Raw genomic sequence first — 17,694 nt, 5'->3', positions numbered from 1 at the left:
CGGCGGTGACGCGGAGGGTGTGGCCCGTGCCGCGTCGCACGGCCCGGCCGTTGTCGAGCGAGGCCCGCTCGGCGTCGTCCGGTTCGGTGGCGCGAAGGAAGTCCGCGACCTTGCCGGGCACGTCGAGGGTGACGGGCGGTTCCGGGGCTGGGGCGCTCCCGTCGGCGGCGACGTGCTCGGGCAGGAGGTCTGCGACGACGGTATGGATGGCGCCCCGGCTGACGCGGTGGTCGCGGACCGGACGGCGCTCGACCGGCCGCCCAGGTGTCCGGCGCGCGCGGCGGCGGCCTTCGCGGCCGTGCGCGCCGGGCGGCGCCCGCCCTTGTCGCCCTTGGCCTCGGCGGCCCGCGCAGCCCGTCGTGGGTCAGTTCGTGCTGGACGATCACCGGCGGCTCACTTCCGGTGCGTGGTGGCGAGGGCCGCGGTGAGGCTGTCGGCAAGGGCGGTGCCGTCGTGCTCGGCACTCGCCCAGGCGATGTGGCCGTCGGGGCGGACAAGGACGGCGCGCACGTCGGTGAAGTCGGCCGGGGGCCGGTACGGGGTGGCGCTGTGGACGTGCAGTCCGGGGCGCGCGTACCCGGTGAGGCGGCCGCTGCCGGTGAGGTCCAGCAGGAGGTGGCGGTCGACGCGCAGCAACGCGAACAGACCGGTGTCACCGAAGGTGAGGTCGGGGGCGCGGGTGCCGGTCAGCGGGTGGGCGTCGGGGGTGGTGGGCGGGTAGGTGACGGTGAGGGAGCTGACCTGGGCCGCCAGGTGGTCGTTGAGGTCGGGCAGGGTGGTGATCAGTCGGGCGAGCAGGCCGCGCAGGTCGAGGCCCTCGGGGGTGAAGGCGGTCATCAGGGCGACCTGGGCGCGGCTGGTGGTGGTGAGGTCGGCGCCGACGGGGTGGCGTTCGGCGTGGTAGGTGTCCAACAGGCCGTCGGGCGCCCAGCCGTTGAGGGTGGCGGCGAGCTTCCAGGCGAGGTTGGCGGCGTCCTGGATGCCGACGTTCATGCCGACGCCGCCGGCGGGGAAGTGCTGGTGGGCGGCGTCGCCGGCGAGGAAGACGCGGCCCTTGCGGTACCGGTCGGCCAGGCGGGTGGCGTTGCCGTAGCGGGAGAGCCAGACCGGGTCGCGCAGGCCGAAGTCGGTGCCCGCCACGGCGATGACGTTCTCGCGCAGTTCGTCCAGGGTGAGGTCGCCGGGCCAGGTGGTGGTCAGGTCGCGGGGGGTGACGCCGACCAGGCGGTGGATGCCGTCGGACAGGGGAACGGCCATGAGGGTGCCGGCGGGGCCGAAGCGGCTGTAGCCGGGGGCGGGCGGGTGGTCCAGGACCACGTCGCCGAGCCAGCCCAGCACGGTGGACGGGGTGCCGGGGTAGTCGATGCCGGCCGCGGTGCGCACGGTGCTGCGGGCGCCGTCGCAGCCGACCAGGTAGGCCGCCCGGAGGGCGGCGGAACCGTGCGGTCCGGTGGTGTGCACAGTGATGTGGTCGGGGTGCTCGGTGAAGCCGGTGACCTCGTGTCCGCGCAGGATGTCCGCGCCCAGGCCGGTGGCCTGTGCTTCCAGCAGCGCCTCGGTGCGTTCTTGGGGCAGGGCGAGGGTGTAGGGGAAGGGGCTGGGCAGGCGGCGGAAGTCGAGTCGGGAGTCGAGGACGGCGAAGTGGCCGCCGGGCAGCGGTATGCCCTCGCTGACGAAGGGCTGGTGCACCCCGCGGGAGGCGAAGGTCTCGATGGTGCGGGGGTGCACGGTCAGGGCGCGGGAGCGGGGGTCGCGTTCGACGCGCGGCTCGATGACGGCGACGGTGACACCCGCCCGGCGCAGTTCACCGGCGAGCCACAGGCCCACGGGCCCGGCACCTGCGACGACAACCTGGTAGTTCATGATCTTTCACTTCCTCGACGCAACTCTTGGTCGGTGACCAACTGCCCGCGGTGCAGTAAACTAGGTCAGTGACCAAGAAGCAAATCGGGGAAGACGCCACGGGCCAGCTCACCCGCGCCGCCGTGATCGACGCCGCCCTCCACGTACTGGACGAGCGCGGACTGGACGGCCTGTCCACCCGGGCGGTCGCCGACCGCCTCGGCGTGCGGATGAACACCGTGCTGTGGCACGTGAAGACCAAGGCCCGGATGCTGGAACTCATGGCCGACGCCGTGCTCGGCGGCATCCGCTACGACGACCTGCCCGACGCCCCCCTGGAACGCGCCCGCGAACTCGCCGCCCGCTACCGGCGCACCCTGCTCGCCCACCGTGACGGCGCCGCCCTGGTCACCGGCACCTACCCGGCCGAACCGCACACCCTGCGCTTCGCCGACCACCTCGTCGACGCGCTCCTGCGCGCCGGGGCCGACGAGCGGCAGGCGGCATGGACGGCCTGGACGGTCGCCTACTTCCTCCTCGGCCTGACCCAGGAGGAACAGGCCGCCCCCGAGGAGGGCGACGAGAGGCTCGCCCGGGCCGTCGACCCCGAAACGCACCCGGCGCTGCAACGGGTCCTGCCCCACCTCCGGCAGAACTTCGAGGAGCGCTTCACCTTCGGCCTGGACGCGATCCTCTCCCGCATCCGCGCATGACAGCCTGCCCGAGCTGTCCGGCATGCTGCCCCGAACCAGGTGAGAACGCGGCTCACCAGCCACGTCCCTCAAATCGAGGGACCCCGCTCGCCGTTACGCTCACCGGCGGAAATCGCCACGACGTCACCCAGCCGCTGCCCCCGTTGGCCGAGATCCCGGCGGTCGCCGGGGTGGCCGGCCGCCCCCGACGCCGCCCGGACGTGCTCTTCGCCGACCGCGGCCACGACCACGACGAATATCGCCGGCTCCTTCGCGAGCGGGGCATACGCCCGGTGATCGCCGAACGCGGGCAGCCCCACGGCACCGGCCTGGGCGCCTTCCGCTGGGTCGTCGAGCGGACGATCTCCTGGCTGCACGGCTTCCGCCGGCTCCGCATCCGCCGGGAGCGACGCGACGACATCCACGAGGCCTTCCTCGGCCTCGCCGTCCGCCTGATCACGCACCGACACGTCCAGAGACTTTGTCAGGGCCGGTAGGCAGGTGCCCGCCGTTCCCCGTGGCTCCCGCACGTTCCGGCGCGGCTTCCTCGTGGGAGGGGGCGGTCCCCGGCCGCGGGGTCGGGCCGGGGACCGCCGTCGTGCGGTTCGCTCAGAAGGCCTTGCCGTTGACGAACGGCTTGGCCGGGCCGCTGGGGGTCCTCACACCGGTCTCGACGGTGCCGTACGAGGTCGCGCCCTCGGTGACCGTTCCCGGAGGGGCAGACCGGCCATTCCCGGACCTACGAGGACGACACGACCCTGCTGGGAGTCGGCTGCGGCTGGGGTGATTGCTGTACTGCGCCGCTGTGCAGCGAGCGGCACACGGTTGTCTCAGGAGGCGTTACGGCTGTCGGCCTCGGCCCGCGCTATGGCCTCGGCCTCGCTGTCGGCCAGTGCGAGTGCGACGCCGAACGCCTGGGCGATGTGGCCTGAGGCTGACATGACACGCGCCGTCCCCACGACGGGGGCGATCGCGACGAGAAGGTCCTGCAGCTGCTCGACCGTGAAGTCGGCCTTGACCGCGGGGTTGATGTGGGCCAGGTAGGAGATCGCCGGTGCATCCATGGCCACTAGCGCGGCAACGCGGGCGAGGATGAGCGACCGCTCGTCCATGTGGCAGTGCTCGATGGAGTCGATCGTCATGGCGGCGATCGTGTCGAGTACCGGAGTCTCAGATGCAGTAGCCATGGTGGGGCCGCCTTCTCGTGCCGTAGGAGTTGAACCGCCACCCGCTCGACGAAGCAAGCTCCTCCCCCTGCCCGGCGGTTGCGACTCAAGCGTAGGCACCCTCAGGGCACGGCGCGCGTCGAGGTGGGCGGTCGGACCCGGCGTGGTGATCTTGCACTGACCGCAGTGACGCACTCTGTGCCGGAACAGGAGTGTCACACGGTGGCGTCCGGCACAGCGGGTTCGCTGTTCCGGTGCCGTGTCGGTGGGCCCGCTGTGCCGCCGACGGGAGCGGGCAGGGCCTCCGGCCGGCAGAGCAGTCCTGGTTGCTGGTGGCTCGCGGGAATTTCGGACGCACCATGGCAGCACGGGAGGACGCGGTGTCGCCGGGGTCGACCGAAGAAGCCGTCAGGCGAGTCGTCGAAGCACGCAAGGCCGCCCATCGAGGTCGACGGCCTTCCCAGCGGGTGGACGCGGCCGTATCTGCTGCTGCGGAGCACTTCAAGGACAGCCGAATCCGTGATTCCGTGCCCGTGCCCGCCGAACGCCGTGCCCGGTCCATCCTCGAGTCAGCAGCTGAAGTCGAGGCAGGTGATCGCGGGGATGCGCGCCAGGCACCCGGCTCCACCCCCCATCGCCAGGAGGCGGGCAGCATCCACGCCTGAGGGACGTGAGTACTCCACCAGCGACGCTTCGCGGACAGCCGCCCTCCACGCTTTCGGCGGTGGCGCTCGCCTGGCCAGGCCCTTGGGGCCCGGCCGTGAAATCACCCGGGCGGTGTGATGCCGCCGGCCTGCTTGGGGCGCAGTCTGGGCTCAGAACACCACCTGGGTGAGGGCCCGGGCGGGAGACGAAGGGAATGCGCAGATGTTCCTCGCGTACGACTACCCCCTGCTGAGCGTCTTCTGGACCATGCTCTGGTTCTTCCTCTGGATCATGTGGTTCTTCCTGCTCTTCAAGATCGTCGTTGATATCTTCCGGGACGACTCGCTGAGCGGCTGGGGGAAGACCGGCTGGCTGGTGTTCGTGGTCGTGCTGCCGTTCCTCGGCGTCTTCGTCTACCTCATCGCACGAGGCAAGGACATGGGCCGCCGTGACATCGAACACGCTCGGGCCCAGCGCCGGATGTTCGACTCCTACGTTCGTGAGACGGCGGCCGGTGACCGGCCCAGCAGCACCGACGAGCTCGCCAGGCTCGCCGAGTTGCGCAACCGCGGCGACATCACGCAGGAGGAGTTCCAGCGGGCGAAGGCACTGGTCCTCTCCGGCCCCCGCCCCGCGAACGGCGCCATCTCGGTCATGGCGCCCAACGCACGCTGAGCAGCGGACGAAGCGAGCGGGGCTGAGAGATGACCACGACACGCACCACGCACGCGCGCAAGCAGCAGTGGGCCGGCGGGCTGATGCTCTTCGGTGCCGTCATGCTGATGATCGCAGGAGTGATCGACATCTTCCGCGGCATCATGGGAATCGCCAAGGACAACGTGTTCATAGCGACCAACGACTACATCTTCCGGTTCGACCTGACCGGCTGGGGCTGGGTCACCCTCATCCTGGGTGCCGTTGCCGTGGTGGTGAGCATAGGACTGTTCCAGTCGGCGATGTGGGCCCGGATCTCCGGCATCGTCATCGCCGGCCTGATCATCATCGCCAACTTCCTGTCCCTGCCGTACGCCCCCCTGTGGTCCACTCTGATGATGGCCTTCTCCGGGGTCGTCATCTGGGCCCTGTGCGTGGCCCGGCCCGAAGGCGCCGTCCCGCGCCGTGGCACATCGCGCGGCACCTGAAAGGCTTGCTGCGGCAGACGACCACGAGATCGGTGGAGCGGCTTGGAGCGGGAGCTGCTCCGGCACGAGTGATCATGGCCCCGTGAGCTTCCGGCGCGTCCAACAGTCTGTGGACCTGCCCGGTAAAGCACGACGGTGGGGCCATGATCTTCGAGGCTCGTGCCAAAGCGACCGCCTGAAGCCGTGGAGCCGACCGCCCCAGCCACGACGTGTTCTGACCTCATGCCCTGCGTGCCTGCCTCTTGGGCGGGAGCGGACGGCCGGCGGTGCGTGTACGCGCCGCACGGCCTGTCGGACGTATCCAACCTCGTGATTCGTCCGCACCCGGTGCGCGCGCCGCGGTCGGTCCATGAGAGCAAGGCGGCGCGGTGGTGTGAACTGTGGCCTGAACTTATGGTTCTGGGGGGCCGTCCGGGAGCGTCAGGTCGGCTTTGCCCGTCGGCTGATCTCGGTGGTGAACTGGAAGAGAGTGGTGCTGCGGGCCTGGTTGGGGCGGGTGCCGAGGTTGTTCGATGGCTGCGTCAGCCGTGTGGTGCTGATGGGCCGTCCGGGCTGGCCGCTGGGGAAGAGCCAGGGCGACGGCGCCGGGGCGCCGATGCTCGCGTGCCCCTGCGGTGCGCGGCGACAGTGCAGGCCGGCTGGACGACGGCCTCGGGCAGTTGGCCTTCGCCAGCGCCCCATCGGACGGTCGTCGCAGCCCCAGCGTCTTCTGAACGGGTGAAGGCGTGAGGTGCTCGATGGGCACGGCATCGTACGGAACGCCGTCCACGGGCGCACGGGGGTCAGGGGCGCGCGTGTCCGGACCCGGCGTTCGGCAGGCTCCACGCTGTCGGCGTACTGGTGAAACGCGGTGTTCCGATGTCGCGCTGCCCCTCGGTCGCGGCGGCACCTGCCCCGCAGCCCGGTACACCCGCGCCCAGCTCAACCCGGACCTGGCCCGGGCGGACGCCTTCGGCCTGGCCGCACTCGCCGGGATCGGGTTCACCGTCGCCCTGCTCATCGGCGAACTCACGTCGCCTGCCGGCGAGCTGAGCGAATACGTCAAGGCCGCGGTCCCCGACCGGCTCCCCGACCTCAGCCCTCCTGGCCGCGCTGCTGCTGCGCCGACGCGACCGGATCTGCCGGCGCCGACGGCATCCCCGGCATCTACCAGCGCAGTGGTCTCAAGCCGACCGGAGCAGAGCATCCCGACCGGGCGCCCGGCCGATGACCGCCGTCGCCTCCTGGCCGGCCCCCGTCGTCATCGCCGCCGCTCTGACCGTAAGGACGGCCATCAGTGAGGTGCGCCGACCCGGCAGCACGCGCCGGCGGGGGGCCTTTTCCACCGACGGCACCGCACTGGCCGGCGGAGCCGTCGCGGGCGCGGCCGTCGTCCGGCTCGGCCGGTCCCAGGCCGGGCCGGCCGCGGCGGCCCGGTCTCTGCTCGTCGGGACACTCACCGCTCACCTGGTCCACCACCGCAGGCCCCGCCCATGAGCCTGCCGACCGCCTACGGGCGAGGAGCAACATGACCGCACGACAGACAGGCACCGCCCTGACCGCCGCAGGGGCGCTGTTGTCCCTGGCCGGGGCTGCGCTGTACGTCCTGCCCGGTCCTGGCTTCCCCGTCCTCGTGCTCGGCCTGGCCGCGCTCACCGCCGGCGTGGTCGTACTCGCCGTGACCCGCCGGAACTGACCCCCCTCACGCCTTCGACCGAAACCCCGGTACCGATGATGATCCGGCAGTGGATCGGCCTCGCCGTCTTCTCCGTCGCCCTGCTGCCCGCGGGCATCGCCCTGCTCACCGGCCGCCTACCTCAGCGGTTGCGCCCCCGCCTGGCTCCGATGCGTCCGCGCGGTCTGGCGTTTCTCGCCTTCTCCGCTGGTGCGCCGCTCGACACCACTCCCCGCCTGGCCGACGCCTCGCCCTTGACCATCCTGGCCGCCACCGGCCTGTCGATGGTGGCGACCCTCACGGGATGCGCCGTAGTGATCGTCGCCACCCGGCAGACCCGGGCCACCCCATGACCGGCCGTACACGCCTGCCGCGGCACGCATGGTCCCTCACTGCCTGGCGGCTGCTGCCGGACCTGACCCTGTGGCTCCTTGACCAGGCCGTCGGCCAGACCTCTTCCCTCACGGCACGCGTCGCCTCCTCGGCGTTCCTGATCGGCATGGGGGAGATCGGTGACCGGCCGCGTCGACGCCGGGCAACTCACCGTGGACCGTCAGGGCCCACTGCCAAGCGGTCCCGTTCGAGGCACGTGCAGGGGTGAACTTGTGCTCCCTCGTCGGTGGTATGTCCTGATCGGTGCCGCGTGGCTGCTCGGCTTCCTCGTCGCCGCGGGCCCGAGGGCTCCCTTCCGCGCGCTTGTCCGTGCGGCGGTGGCCAGGTCGCCCGCTCCCGGCGTGCCCGGCCACTGGATGATCATGTTGACGTTGACAGCTCGGCGGCTTCGTCGCCCCGCACCCGTCGGTGCTCGCCCCGGTCATCGCCACCCGCGAGGAAGCACACGGACGCACACCACAGGGGACGTCGTGATCACGCGCGTGTTCGGCGCGGGTCCAGCCCGCGGGGAGGGGACATGAGGCTTTACCTCGGCACACCAGTCGTTCTGCCGGCGTTGCCCATCGCCGCCTCGGATGTGGCGGCGATGACCCGCGATCGGGTGCTTCCCACCCATCGGAAACCCGTCCGCCGCCCGCAGCTCCACGGCTGCGGGCAGTTGGTCATCGCCATCGCCCTTTGCCGTCAGGCGGTCTTCGGGCTGATGGCCGACGACCTCGACGTCCGGCGTCGCTGTTCACCGATTGCCGCGGGGCCGTTCGGCACCGAGCCGGACTTCGCGGAGGCATTCGAGGCAGTCCGGCAAGCCGCTCACGGGATGGTCTTCCTCCTCCGACCGGGTGAAGCCGCACAGCGATGTGGGCAGGCCCCTGGAGTCATCGCCGGTGGCACGGGAGCCGTAGCCCGGCATGTTCCGCGTGTGACCGGCGTCCCGCCCTCGTAGGGGGCGCCGTCCGGCCAGTCGCGGACGGCCTCGGCAGGAGGGCAGCGCGGCCGGAGGTCAGGCCCCTCCCAGCGGGAACCCTGCCGGGCCCGAGCGGCAGCTCTTGATTTCGGTGCGGACGATTGGCTCGGCGGCGAGGAGGTCCGGCCGGCCGGCCGGTTCAAGGGCGCTCATGGGCACGGATCATGTCAGAAAGCGGTGGTCCGGAGTTGTTGGATACCCCCCGGGTTTTGAAGGGGGTCTCGAAGCCCTTGGGGGCCTCCCGGCGCTCCGCCGGGCGATCTTCAGAGAATGTTGGTTCATTGAAGATGGCTACTGCTGCGCGCCTGCGACCCCACGGCGGTTGGCCGTGCGACGGTCGTGGCGGCGGTTTGGTTTTGTCAGAGCCAGGTTGCTCGCGGACGAAGCCGCAGTTCCTCTGGACATCGAATGTGGCGAATGAGCAGGTGACGCATGGCGGGGACGGCGGTGGGAGTCGAGGGGGGTGCGGCGAGGGCACGGCGGGTGCTCGCCCCACTGGCGTTGGCGCAGTTCATCTGCAGCTTCGCCGGCTCCAACATGAACGTGATGATCAACGACATCAGCGAGGACCTGGATACCACTGTGCAGGGTGTCCAGGTCGCGATCACGATCTTCCTGCTGGTGATGGCCGCGCTGATGATCCCGGGTGGGAAGCTGACCGACAAGTGGGGGCGCAAGCGCTGTCTGCTGGCGGGCCTCGTGGTCTACGGGGTGGGGGCGGTGCTCAGTGCGGCCGCGCCGGGACTGGGCGTGCTGATCCTCGGGAACTCGATTCTGGAGGGTGTGGGTACGGCGTTGCTGATCCCGCCGGTCTACATCCTGACCACGCTGTTGTTCACCGACACGGCGTCCAGGGCGCGTGCGTTCGGCGCGATCATGGCGATGGGCGGGATCGGGGCGGCCGCCGGTCCGCTGATCGGCGGGCTGATCACGAGTGCGATCAGCTGGCGGGCCGCGTTCGCGTTCCAGGCACTGGTGATCGTGGTGATCGTGGTGCTCAGTCGCGGAATCGCCGATCCGCTGCCGCCCGATCCCGCCCGGCCTTTCGACACGGTCGGGGCCGTGTTGTCGGCGGCTGGCCTGGTGCTGCTGGTGACGGGCATCCTGGCCGTCGACAACAACGGCTGGCTGGCGCTGGGCCTGCTGCTGGCCGGTGCGTTGGTGCTGGTCGGATTTTTCGCCTGGGTGCGCGGCCGGGAGCACGCCGGCCGGGAGGCGCTGCTGTCGACGGACCTGTTCCGCAACCGCACCTCCAACCTCGGCCTGGTCACCCAGAACACACAGTGGCTGATGCTGATGGGCGTCTCGTTCACCGTCGCCGCCTACCTGCAGGTCGTCCGCGGCTACGACGCGATCGAGACGGGCGTCATCTTCACCGCCGCGACCCTCGGCATCCTCGCTTCTTCACTGGCCGCCGAGAAGCTGGCCCGGCGCCGAGCTCAGCGCACCCTCGTCATGGCGGGCTTCGTCGTGACCATCGCGGGCATCGCCGTGCTGTTGGCCCTGGTCGCCTGGAAGCCCGGTGCCTGGGCGTTCGCCCCCGGCCTGCTGCTGATCGGGCTGGGCCTGGGGGTGATGCTCACCCCCTCGGTGAACGTGGTCCAGTCGTGCTTCCCCGAGACGCAGCAGGGCGAGATCTCCGGCCTGTCCCGCAGCGTCTCCAACCTCGGCTCCTCACTCGGCACGGCCGTCGCGGGCACGATCCTGGTGGCGGGTCTCAGCAAGGGCGCGTACGCGGCGGCCATGGCGGCGCTCGCGGCCGTCGGTCTGGGCGGGCTGACCGCCGCGGCCCTGCTACCGCACGCCAGCCGGCCCCCGGCTGCCGGAGCCGCGACAACGATTCCGCCAGGGGCGCCGCAGCAGTGACCTTGCACCGCACGTGCGTCGGCTGCCAGCCGACGGTTCATGAGGTCAACCGGTCCGGCCCTCGGCGCGGTCGAGCTCCTCGTCCAGGGCGAGGGCCGCGTCGATCAGGGCCAGGTGAGTGAAGGCCTGGGGAAAGTTCCCGAGCTGCTCGCCGGAGGGGCCGATCTCTTCGGCGAACAGGCCGACGTGGTTGGCGTAGGTGAGCATCTTGGAGAAGGCATAGCGGGCCTGGTTGAGGCGTCCGGCACGGGCGAGCGCCTCGACGTACAGGAAGCTGCACAGGTTGAACGTGCCCTCCGAGCCGCGCAGGCCGTCCGGGGAGGCGCCTGGGTCGTAGCGGTAGACGAGGCTGTCGCTGACGAGTTCGCTGTCCATGGCGTCGAGGGTGGTCAACCAGTCGGGGTCGGTGGGGGTGAGGAAGCCCACCTTGGGCATCAGGAGCAGGGAGGCGTCGAGGACGTCGGTGTCGTAGTGCTGGACGAACGCCTGTCGTTCTTCATTCCAGCCGTGGTCGACGATCTGCCGCAGGACCGCGTCGCGGGCGTCGAGCCAGCGGGTCAGGTCGCCGGGACGGGAGTGAGCGGTGGCGAGTTTGGCGGCGCGGTCGAAGGCGACCCAGGTCATCAGCCGGCTGTAGGTGAAGTTCTGGCGGCCGCCGCGCGTCTCCCAGATGCCTTCGTCGGGGCGGTCCCAGTGGTCGGTGAGCCAGTCGATGACGTTGGCGAAGGCATGCCAGCCGCGGACGGCACCGATGTCCTCCGCCTGGGCGAGGGCGTAAGCGGCCTCGCCGTAGATGTCGAGCTGGATCTGGTCGGCGGCGGCGTTTCCGGCTCGTACCGGGGCGGAGCGGCGGTAGCCCTCCAGGTGGTCCAGCACCTCCTCGGTCAGGTGCGGTTCACCGTCGACGCGGTACATGATCTGCAGCGGTTCTCCGGAGGCGGTGCCGCCTGCGTCGATACGCTCGCGCAGCCACCGGCGGAAGGCGTTCGCCTCCGCGGTGAAGCCGAGATCGATCAGGGACCGCACCGACAGGGAAGCGTCGCGGACCCAGGTGTAGCGGTAGTCCCAGTTGCGCTCTCCGCCGATCTGTTCAGGCAGGCCCATGGTGGCGGCGGCGATCGGGGCGCCCGTAGGGGCGTAGGTGAGGAGTTTGAGGGTGATGGCGGAGCGGGTGACCATCTCGTGCCAGCGGCCGCGGTAGCGGGAGGCGCGCAGCCAGTCCAACCAGAACGCGGTGCACGCCTCGAGCTCGGTGTTGACCGTGTCGACGGCGGGGGGTCTGCCTCCGGGGCACCCGCTCAGTGTGCCCGGCTCGCCGGACTCAGTGGTGAGCACCACGGCGGCGCGCTCCCCGGCGTGCAGTGTGAAGCGGGCGGACACGTCCGTGCCGTCCGGATGCAGGGCGACCTGGGCGGTGGCCTGCAGGTGCAGATCTGTGCCGGGACCGCGGAACAGGACTGACCCGTCGTCGAGACGGGTCAGTGCGTGTGCGGCCCGGCCGTAGTCGAAGCGGGGCCGGCAGATCAGCTCGAACGGCATGCTCCCACGCACCACCCGTGCGACCCTCATCAGCCGGTGCCGGACGGAGGCCGTCGGCGAGGTGTCGGGCGGCATGAAGTCGGCTACTTCGCCGACCCCGCTCGGGGCCATGAAACGGGTGATGAGGACGGCAGTGTCGGGAAGGTAGAGCTGGCGGACGGTGGCGGCGCCGCCGACATCGGCGGCCAGACGGCAAAAACCTCCACGGTCGCTGTCGAGCAGCGAGGCGAACACGCTGGGGGAGTCGAACCTGGGCGCGCACCACCAGTCGACGGTGCCGTCGTCGGCGATCAGCGCCGCCGTCTGCAGGTCGCCGACCATGCCGTGGTCCGCGATCGGGGGGTACTCGTTCACAGTGCCTCCTCGGCCCTCTGCGGCGGCGAGAGAGGCACGGAGCCCCCCGCATCAGCGCGGCACCGGCGCGGTTCCGCCAGTGGTGGCATCCCACACGTGGCCGACAGCGCCTGCGCCCCGACCAAGCGCCGACCGGTCTCCTTATCATCGCCACGCCGGGCGCCCCCAGCCACTTCTGGGGTCCGTCTTCAGACGGATCTTGCCCAGAGAAGGAATGGCGCGAGGGGGACCGCCGCTTCGTGGGAGGTGGTGGTCTTCTCGTGTCGGGTGGTGATGCCGAGGAGGCCTTTGAGCCGGTCGAAGCAGCGCTCGGTCGTGTTGCGTCGGCGGTAGGTCTCCCGGTCGGGCCCTGGTGGCCTGCCGCCGCGGCGGTCTCGGGTGTGTCGGTGCCGTCGCCGGTCGGTCTTCTCGGGGACGACGTGCGCGATGCCGCGGTTACGCAGGCGGGGCGCAAAAGCCGCGGGAACCGTGCTCCTGCCCGAAGTCCCCGCCCTGCCCGGCGCGCGGGTCGCCACGTACTACCACCCCGCCGGCGAAGGGCTGGAGATCGGCGGCGACTTCTACGACGTCTTCCCCCTCGGCGACGACACCTGGGCGTTCATGCTCGGCGACGTCTGCGGACGCGGCGCGACCGCAGCCACCACCACCGCCCTCGTCCGCCACACCGCCCGCGCCGTCGCAGCACTGCTGCCCGGGCCGGACGCCGTCGTCCGTGCGGTCAACAAGGCCCTCCTCGACCGGCCGCTCAGCCACGGCACCGGTTTCGTGACCCTCGTCCACGGCCACCTCGCTCCCGCCCCCGGCGGCGGCCTTGACATCACCTTTGTCCGCGCCGGCCACACCCTCCCCCTGCACATCGACAAGGGCGGCATCCCCCGCCCCATCGAGTGCGAAGGTTCACTGCTCGGCATCACAGCCCACCCTTCCCTCGACGCACGCCGACTCCGCCTCCGCCCGGCCGAGAGCTTGGTGCTCTACACCGACGGCTTCGCCGAGGCCCGCGACCAGGACGGGGAGCAGTTCGGCGAGGAACGCCTCCTCCAAGCCCTCACCGACCGGCGCCGTACCAGCCCCGAAGGGATCATCGACGCCCTCACCCAGGCCGTGCACGCCTACACCGGTGCCAGGGGCGTCGACGACGACCAGGCCGCCCTCGTCCTGACCGCCGACCACTGATCAAGCGCCGCCCGGCACCGGCCTGGCTCACCTGATTGACGCGAGGTCGCCCCGGGACATGGCGCCCGGCAGCTGTTACTGCTCCGGCGCCGGGCTGGAGGACTTCACGCCTCAGCCCGCTGCCGCCGACGCGCCCCCTTCCCGGACGGCGGCAGCGGCCCTGGAGGAGCCGGGCACCACAAGTCCCGGCCCCTCCGCACACCGAGAAGAAGACACCGTGCGCCCCCTGGCACGTACAGCGATCGCCGCGACCCCCACGCTCCTCACCACCGCGACCGTTCTCGCCACCGGCACCGCCCCGGCCGCCGCTGCTCCGACGGACCGGACCTGCGCCACCTGCACGCCCGTCCAGTACGGCCGCACCGTCGGCTTCCACTGCACCTGGTGTACCGGAAGCCCCGGCGAGCCTGTTCTCCTCTGCCGACCGGACACGCGGCAACCGGTATACCACTGCACGAAAGCCGGCCTCGGAGACGACATCAGCAGCGTCCCGGGAGCCAACTGCACCACCACATGAGAGGCCCTCGGAAAGTCGGCACGGCGCCCGCTGCTGTGCATGGGGAACGCAATCCCCTTCATCCGGCTCCAGACGCGTGTTGCGCAGCGCGCCGCGTGAGCCCCCAGCCCGGTACACCGCTGCCATCGCCCACGCATACGCGCCGCGATGCCCGCGCCGTGCGCAGTTCCCTGAGAGGCAGCGACCAGTACCGAGTGCCGACCTTGAGGCGCTCTCCTGCACAGCGGGGCTCTCCCTCGCTGACCGTGCAGCGCCGCTCACCACATCGCGCGTACATAGTGCGTACACATTCCGTAGACCGTGCACCTGTGCGGCTACGCGCCGACGTCTTCTGCTTCAGCGGCGGCGCCCAGGAGGGCGGGGCGAGCGCTTCGGGAGCATCCACCTGAGCGTGTCGCGCCCCGGCGTACGTCCTGCCACGACGACGGGCGCTCCGGCCGGCGGTGGTCGCAGGCGGCGCGCTTGCGCGCACTGCTGTGCCCAAAGCCGTACCCGGTCCGGCTCGATGACGAGCCGGACCGGCGTTCGTGTCGCACGACTGCTCCAGGCAGCGATGCCCTCGCGGGCCAGATCGCCGCGGGGCGGCTCAGTAACGTTTCCGCGGTGAATGTGTTGAGCCGACGGGGTGAGTAAAGAGTCCGCGAGGGTGGCGTTCTGTGTCGTCGTGGAGATTATTTCGTCTTGGCAAAGAGCGACGTGTCGCGGCTCGTCCGCACCCAGCTGGTCGTTGTGGCGCGCCGGCCGGCCCGATGCTCGGTGGCCGAATGGCGCCGCGCGTCTCACCCCCACCTGAGGAGTCATGCCTTGTCGTATGGAAAGAAGCTGCGCGCGCGGATTACCGGACCGGAAACGACCCCGCTGATCGGTGTGCACGACATGTACTCGGCGTCCATCGCGGCCAAGCACTACGACGGGATGTTCGTCTCCGGGTTCGGCTTCGCGGCCTCGTACTACGGCCTCCCGGACATCGGCTTCATCGCCTGGCCGGACATGGTGGCCTTCGTCCAGCGGCTGCGGGGCGCGTTCCCCACCCACCACCTGCTGGTGGACATCGACGACGGCTACGTCGACCCCGAAGTCGCCTGCCACGTGGTGGAACAGCTCGAGCGCATCGGCGCCTCCGGCGTGATCCTGGAGGACCAGAAGCGGCCCCGCCGGTGCGGGCACGCCGACGGCAAGCAGGTGCTCCCTCTCGACGAGTACCTCACCAAGCTGGAGCAGGTCCTGGCGACCCGGCAGGACCTGGTCGTGGTGGCCCGGACCGACGCCACCGACGAGGTCGACATCCTCAACCGGGCCAAGGCCCTCGCAGCCACCGATGCCGACGTGGTCCTGGTCGACGGCATCCGCAGCGTCGAGTGGATCCGCCGGGTGCGCGACGTGGTCGGTGACAAACCACTGCTGTTCAACCAGATCGCCGGCGGCAAGTCCCCCCGCCTGTCCCTGCCCGAGCTGTCCGAACTCGGCGTGAACGTCGCGATCTACAGCACCCCGTGCCTCTTCGCCGCACACGAGGCGATGAACAACGCCCTCGCCGAACTCAGGCAGGACGACGGCCGGCTGCCCGTCGTGGACGCGGACAACGGCATCGGCGTGAAGGCCGCAACCAGCCTGCTGGAACTCAACATGGTCCACCGACGGCTCGAGCGGGCGGACGCGGGCGTATGAGCACAGCTGCGCCCTGGCTGAGTGAGGCGATCGTCCTGACGGCAGCTCTGCTGAGCACCGCGGCCGCTCCGGCGGCCGCGGACGGCAGTCCCGAAACCGGCCAGGGAAACACCAGCCCCAACCGGCGGCCGGAGCCAACGCCATAGAGCCTCCACCGATCCCGGAACGCTTCAAACCCACGCTGGACGCCCGCCGTCCCGTCGTCGCCGCCGTCGAGCGACTTTCCCCGCCGCCGGCCGCCCGTGCCTCGACGTCCCAACGGCATGACCGTCCGAAGCACCGCCCGCGATACGGCACAGCGGATGGACACCGAGCGGGCGAGACACCCTCACAGATCGCATGACCCCGTCCATCGCGGTCGTATCCGGCAACCGCGCGGCCCCGGCCGACAGGGGTTGCGGTGCGTCGGTGGGCCTTGGCGCCGGCGCATGGCGCCGCCTCGTGGCGTGGACGATCCAGTCCTTCCAGACTCCGGCCCGCGTCCCGCTCCCAGAATCGCCGGAGGGCGGCGCGCTGCACGAGGCCATACGCCGCGCCAGCCACGGCGTCACCTCCCCCGAGACCGGGCACCCGCTTCCCGAGCGAGCCGCAGGGCTTCCTGGGTGAGCAGGCCCGCGACTCCCTGACCACGCGCCGCGCTGTCGACGACCACGTCTTCGACGCGGGCCCGCAAGCCGGACGGCAGGGGCGGCAGTACCAGTGTCAGGGTGCCGAACCGGCGCCGCTCCGGCCGGCTGACAGTGAACGCGGAAACTCCTCAGTCCCTGCCCTGCCGTCCGCGGCCGGCGGGCTCCGGACGCGATCGGCCCCGTCGGCGTCTTCCGCCGCAATGCGTGAGGCATCGGCAGTGGCTGCCGTCCGGCCGGCGCACCGGGCGAGCGGTGCCGCGGGTGAGGCTCTGGCCTCGTAGTGCCTTGCGCTGACAGGACAGCAGGGCCTGGGAGCCCGCACCTTCGCGCCCCGGGCAGGGACCGCCCCTCATCCTCAGCGCCGTCGAAGAGCCGGGCCCGGCCGGTGCGGGGCCCGCGTGAACGGACACGCTATACTTGATCTTGAGCTGGTCGCCGGGACTCCGGTCGCCCGTTCACGCGTTGGTGGTCCAAGGAAAGACGTCCCGCTTCCTGCGGGGAGATGCAGGTGCAAGGCCTGCCCGGCGCTCCACACGAACCCCGTCTCCATCATGTCGGAGACGGGGTTTTCGTATGCCTGGACGGCGGCTGCGGAGGGGGTGGCCGTCACCCGCTTTCAGGTGACGACCAGGCCGTGGCCGGACGTGCTGCACGAAAAGCGCCGGCTCATCGACCGTCTGGTCCGCGACACGGTGTCCGGGCGGACCGGTGTGCTGCGGGCCGTCGCCCCGGACGGCGACGCACCCAAGCCGGTAGCCTGACTGGTCCCCGCGGGCGGTGGCATCGAGTGGACGACGCCGGTTAGGGCGATCGAGCCGGTCACGGCGCCCACGCCGGGCCGGCCGTCCCCGCGCGGGTGCTGACGGCCGGGACGTGAGGAAAGGCGAGCCGTGGTTCGGTGGGCAGGCACATCCCCGCACGTGCGGTACGAGCTGTTCGACTGCAAGCTGTGCCCGGGCAGGGGGACGGCGGCGGAGATCGGCGGCGTGGGGGAACGGATGGCGCGGTGGCGGGTGTGCCGCTCGTGCGACTTCTGGCTGACGTGCGTGGGCTACCGGGTGCTCGGCGACCAGGACCCCGACGGCCGGCGCGTGCTGCGGGTCGACGGGCGGCACTACATGACGTGGACCCAGGAGCAGGGGCGTCCGCCCGAGACCGGGTACACCAGCCGTGTCGACCGCCCGTACCTCCTGCTCGAGGACGAGATCGTGCGGAGCGCGCCCTGGCTGTGGCTGATGGGCTCGATCCCGGACCGGTTCCGCGAGCAACTGCCGGACAACGCCCGCTTTCTTGCGCCCTGATAATAGTGATAGGTCCGGTTTCACGTGGAACGAGCCGGGCCTGTGCCGTGTGCCTGACGGAGACTGGACGAAGCGGGCCGTCGGCCGACACAGAGCGACAGCCCGTACCCGACACCGCGCCGCCCGGCTCCCCGACGGCGACTGGA

Annotated in this window: 17 protein-coding genes and 2 pseudogenes; 15 read left to right on the top strand and 4 right to left on the bottom strand. The window is 71.1% G+C overall.

All coding sequences use genetic code 11. The features are described from left to right. Positions 1–393 precede the first annotated feature (393 nt). Positions 394–1,863 carry an FAD-dependent monooxygenase gene (locus ACH4F6_RS30820; RefSeq protein ID WP_397963639.1) on the bottom strand — a complete coding sequence of 490 codons (1,470 nt, stop codon included), beginning with the start codon at positions 1,861–1,863 and terminating at the stop codon, positions 394–396. A 68-nt stretch (positions 1,864–1,931) separates the two neighbouring features. Between ACH4F6_RS30820 and ACH4F6_RS30815 the strand changes: the two genes are divergently transcribed. Both ACH4F6_RS30815 and ACH4F6_RS30810 read left to right on the top strand, forming a co-directional pair. Beyond that, positions 1,932–2,555, top strand: a complete 624-nt coding sequence (locus ACH4F6_RS30815; protein WP_397963638.1) for a TetR/AcrR family transcriptional regulator C-terminal domain-containing protein — start codon at positions 1,932–1,934, stop codon at positions 2,553–2,555. Positions 2,556–2,632: 77 nt separating this feature from the next. Further along, positions 2,633–3,031: pseudogene (locus ACH4F6_RS30810) on the top strand (transposase); the annotation flags it as partial. 333 nt (positions 3,032–3,364) lie between these two features. On the opposite strand, the gene ACH4F6_RS30805 reads toward ACH4F6_RS30810, so the two are convergent. Next, the gene (locus tag ACH4F6_RS30805) at positions 3,365–3,721 is read right to left on the bottom strand and encodes a carboxymuconolactone decarboxylase (RefSeq protein ID WP_397963637.1); all 357 of its coding nucleotides are present in this window, start codon (positions 3,719–3,721) and stop codon (positions 3,365–3,367) included. Between the two features lie 338 nt (positions 3,722–4,059). Between ACH4F6_RS30805 and ACH4F6_RS30800 the strand changes: the two genes are divergently transcribed. The 9 genes from ACH4F6_RS30800 to ACH4F6_RS30760 all read left to right on the top strand — a co-directional run bounded on the left by ACH4F6_RS30800 (position 4,060) and on the right by ACH4F6_RS30760 (position 10,364). Continuing rightward, on the top strand, positions 4,060–4,365 hold the full coding sequence (locus ACH4F6_RS30800; RefSeq protein ID WP_397963636.1) for a three-helix bundle dimerization domain-containing protein: 306 nt from the start codon (positions 4,060–4,062) through the stop codon (positions 4,363–4,365). A 202-nt stretch (positions 4,366–4,567) separates the two neighbouring features. Then, complete coding sequence (locus ACH4F6_RS30795; protein WP_397963635.1) at positions 4,568–5,020, top strand: SHOCT domain-containing protein; 453 nt, start codon at positions 4,568–4,570, stop codon at positions 5,018–5,020. A 29-nt stretch (positions 5,021–5,049) separates the two neighbouring features. Then, positions 5,050–5,487 carry a hypothetical protein gene (locus tag ACH4F6_RS30790; protein ID WP_397963634.1) on the top strand — a complete coding sequence of 146 codons (438 nt, stop codon included), beginning with the start codon at positions 5,050–5,052 and terminating at the stop codon, positions 5,485–5,487. Between the two features lie 222 nt (positions 5,488–5,709). Beyond that, entirely contained in the window at positions 5,710–6,216 is a 507-nt protein-coding gene (locus ACH4F6_RS30785) for a nucleotidyltransferase family protein (protein WP_397963633.1), read from the top strand. 8 nt (positions 6,217–6,224) lie between these two features. Continuing rightward, positions 6,225–6,767, top strand: a complete 543-nt coding sequence (locus ACH4F6_RS30780) for a Na+/H+ antiporter NhaA (protein ID WP_397963632.1) — start codon at positions 6,225–6,227, stop codon at positions 6,765–6,767. A 227-nt stretch (positions 6,768–6,994) separates the two neighbouring features. After that, positions 6,995–7,162 carry a hypothetical protein gene (locus tag ACH4F6_RS30775; RefSeq protein WP_397963631.1) on the top strand — a complete coding sequence of 56 codons (168 nt, stop codon included), beginning with the start codon at positions 6,995–6,997 and terminating at the stop codon, positions 7,160–7,162. 35 nt (positions 7,163–7,197) lie between these two features. Next, positions 7,198–7,494 carry a hypothetical protein gene (locus ACH4F6_RS30770; protein ID WP_397963630.1) on the top strand — a complete coding sequence of 99 codons (297 nt, stop codon included), beginning with the start codon at positions 7,198–7,200 and terminating at the stop codon, positions 7,492–7,494. A gap of 557 nt (positions 7,495–8,051) precedes the next feature. Beyond that, positions 8,052–8,477 (top strand): hypothetical protein, encoded by a 426-nt coding sequence (locus ACH4F6_RS30765; RefSeq protein WP_397963629.1) that lies wholly within the window; start codon positions 8,052–8,054, stop codon positions 8,475–8,477. Positions 8,478–8,930: 453 nt separating this feature from the next. Further along, positions 8,931–10,364, top strand: a complete 1,434-nt coding sequence (locus ACH4F6_RS30760; protein ID WP_397963628.1) for an MFS transporter — start codon at positions 8,931–8,933, stop codon at positions 10,362–10,364. A 45-nt stretch (positions 10,365–10,409) separates the two neighbouring features. Here the strand turns inward: ACH4F6_RS30760 and ACH4F6_RS30755 are convergent, their stop codons facing one another. Further along, positions 10,410–12,257: a glycoside hydrolase family 15 protein gene (locus ACH4F6_RS30755; protein WP_397963627.1), complete on the bottom strand. Its 1,848-nt coding sequence runs from the start codon at positions 12,255–12,257 to the stop codon at positions 10,410–10,412. A gap of 468 nt (positions 12,258–12,725) precedes the next feature. Here ACH4F6_RS30755 and ACH4F6_RS30750 point away from each other — a divergent pair, with 468 nt between their 5' ends. Together ACH4F6_RS30750 and ACH4F6_RS30745 are read left to right on the top strand one after the other, a co-directional pair. Further along, positions 12,726–13,433, top strand: a complete 708-nt coding sequence (locus tag ACH4F6_RS30750) for a PP2C family protein-serine/threonine phosphatase (RefSeq protein ID WP_397963626.1) — start codon at positions 12,726–12,728, stop codon at positions 13,431–13,433. A gap of 1,321 nt (positions 13,434–14,754) precedes the next feature. Next, entirely contained in the window at positions 14,755–15,618 is an 864-nt protein-coding gene (locus ACH4F6_RS30745) for an oxaloacetate decarboxylase (RefSeq protein ID WP_397963625.1), read from the top strand. A 559-nt stretch (positions 15,619–16,177) separates the two neighbouring features. Here the strand turns inward: ACH4F6_RS30745 and ACH4F6_RS30740 are convergent. Next, a pseudogene (locus ACH4F6_RS30740) lies at positions 16,178–16,330 on the bottom strand (GNAT family N-acetyltransferase); the annotation flags it as partial. Between the two features lie 537 nt (positions 16,331–16,867). Here ACH4F6_RS30740 and ACH4F6_RS30735 point away from each other — a divergent pair. Both ACH4F6_RS30735 and ACH4F6_RS30730 read left to right on the top strand, forming a co-directional pair. After that, positions 16,868–17,008 (top strand): hypothetical protein, encoded by a 141-nt coding sequence (locus tag ACH4F6_RS30735; RefSeq protein ID WP_397963624.1) that lies wholly within the window; start codon positions 16,868–16,870, stop codon positions 17,006–17,008. A 129-nt stretch (positions 17,009–17,137) separates the two neighbouring features. Next, complete coding sequence (locus ACH4F6_RS30730) at positions 17,138–17,548, top strand: hypothetical protein (protein ID WP_397963623.1); 411 nt, start codon at positions 17,138–17,140, stop codon at positions 17,546–17,548. Positions 17,549–17,694: the final 146 nt, after the last annotated feature.

The organism is Streptomyces sp. NPDC017936 (assembly GCF_044328485.1).
In the GTDB taxonomy this organism is placed as follows: domain Bacteria; phylum Actinomycetota; class Actinomycetes; order Streptomycetales; family Streptomycetaceae; genus Streptomyces.
Note: the sequence above shows the minus strand (reverse complement) of the source record. Positions and strands in the feature narration are given on the sequence as shown.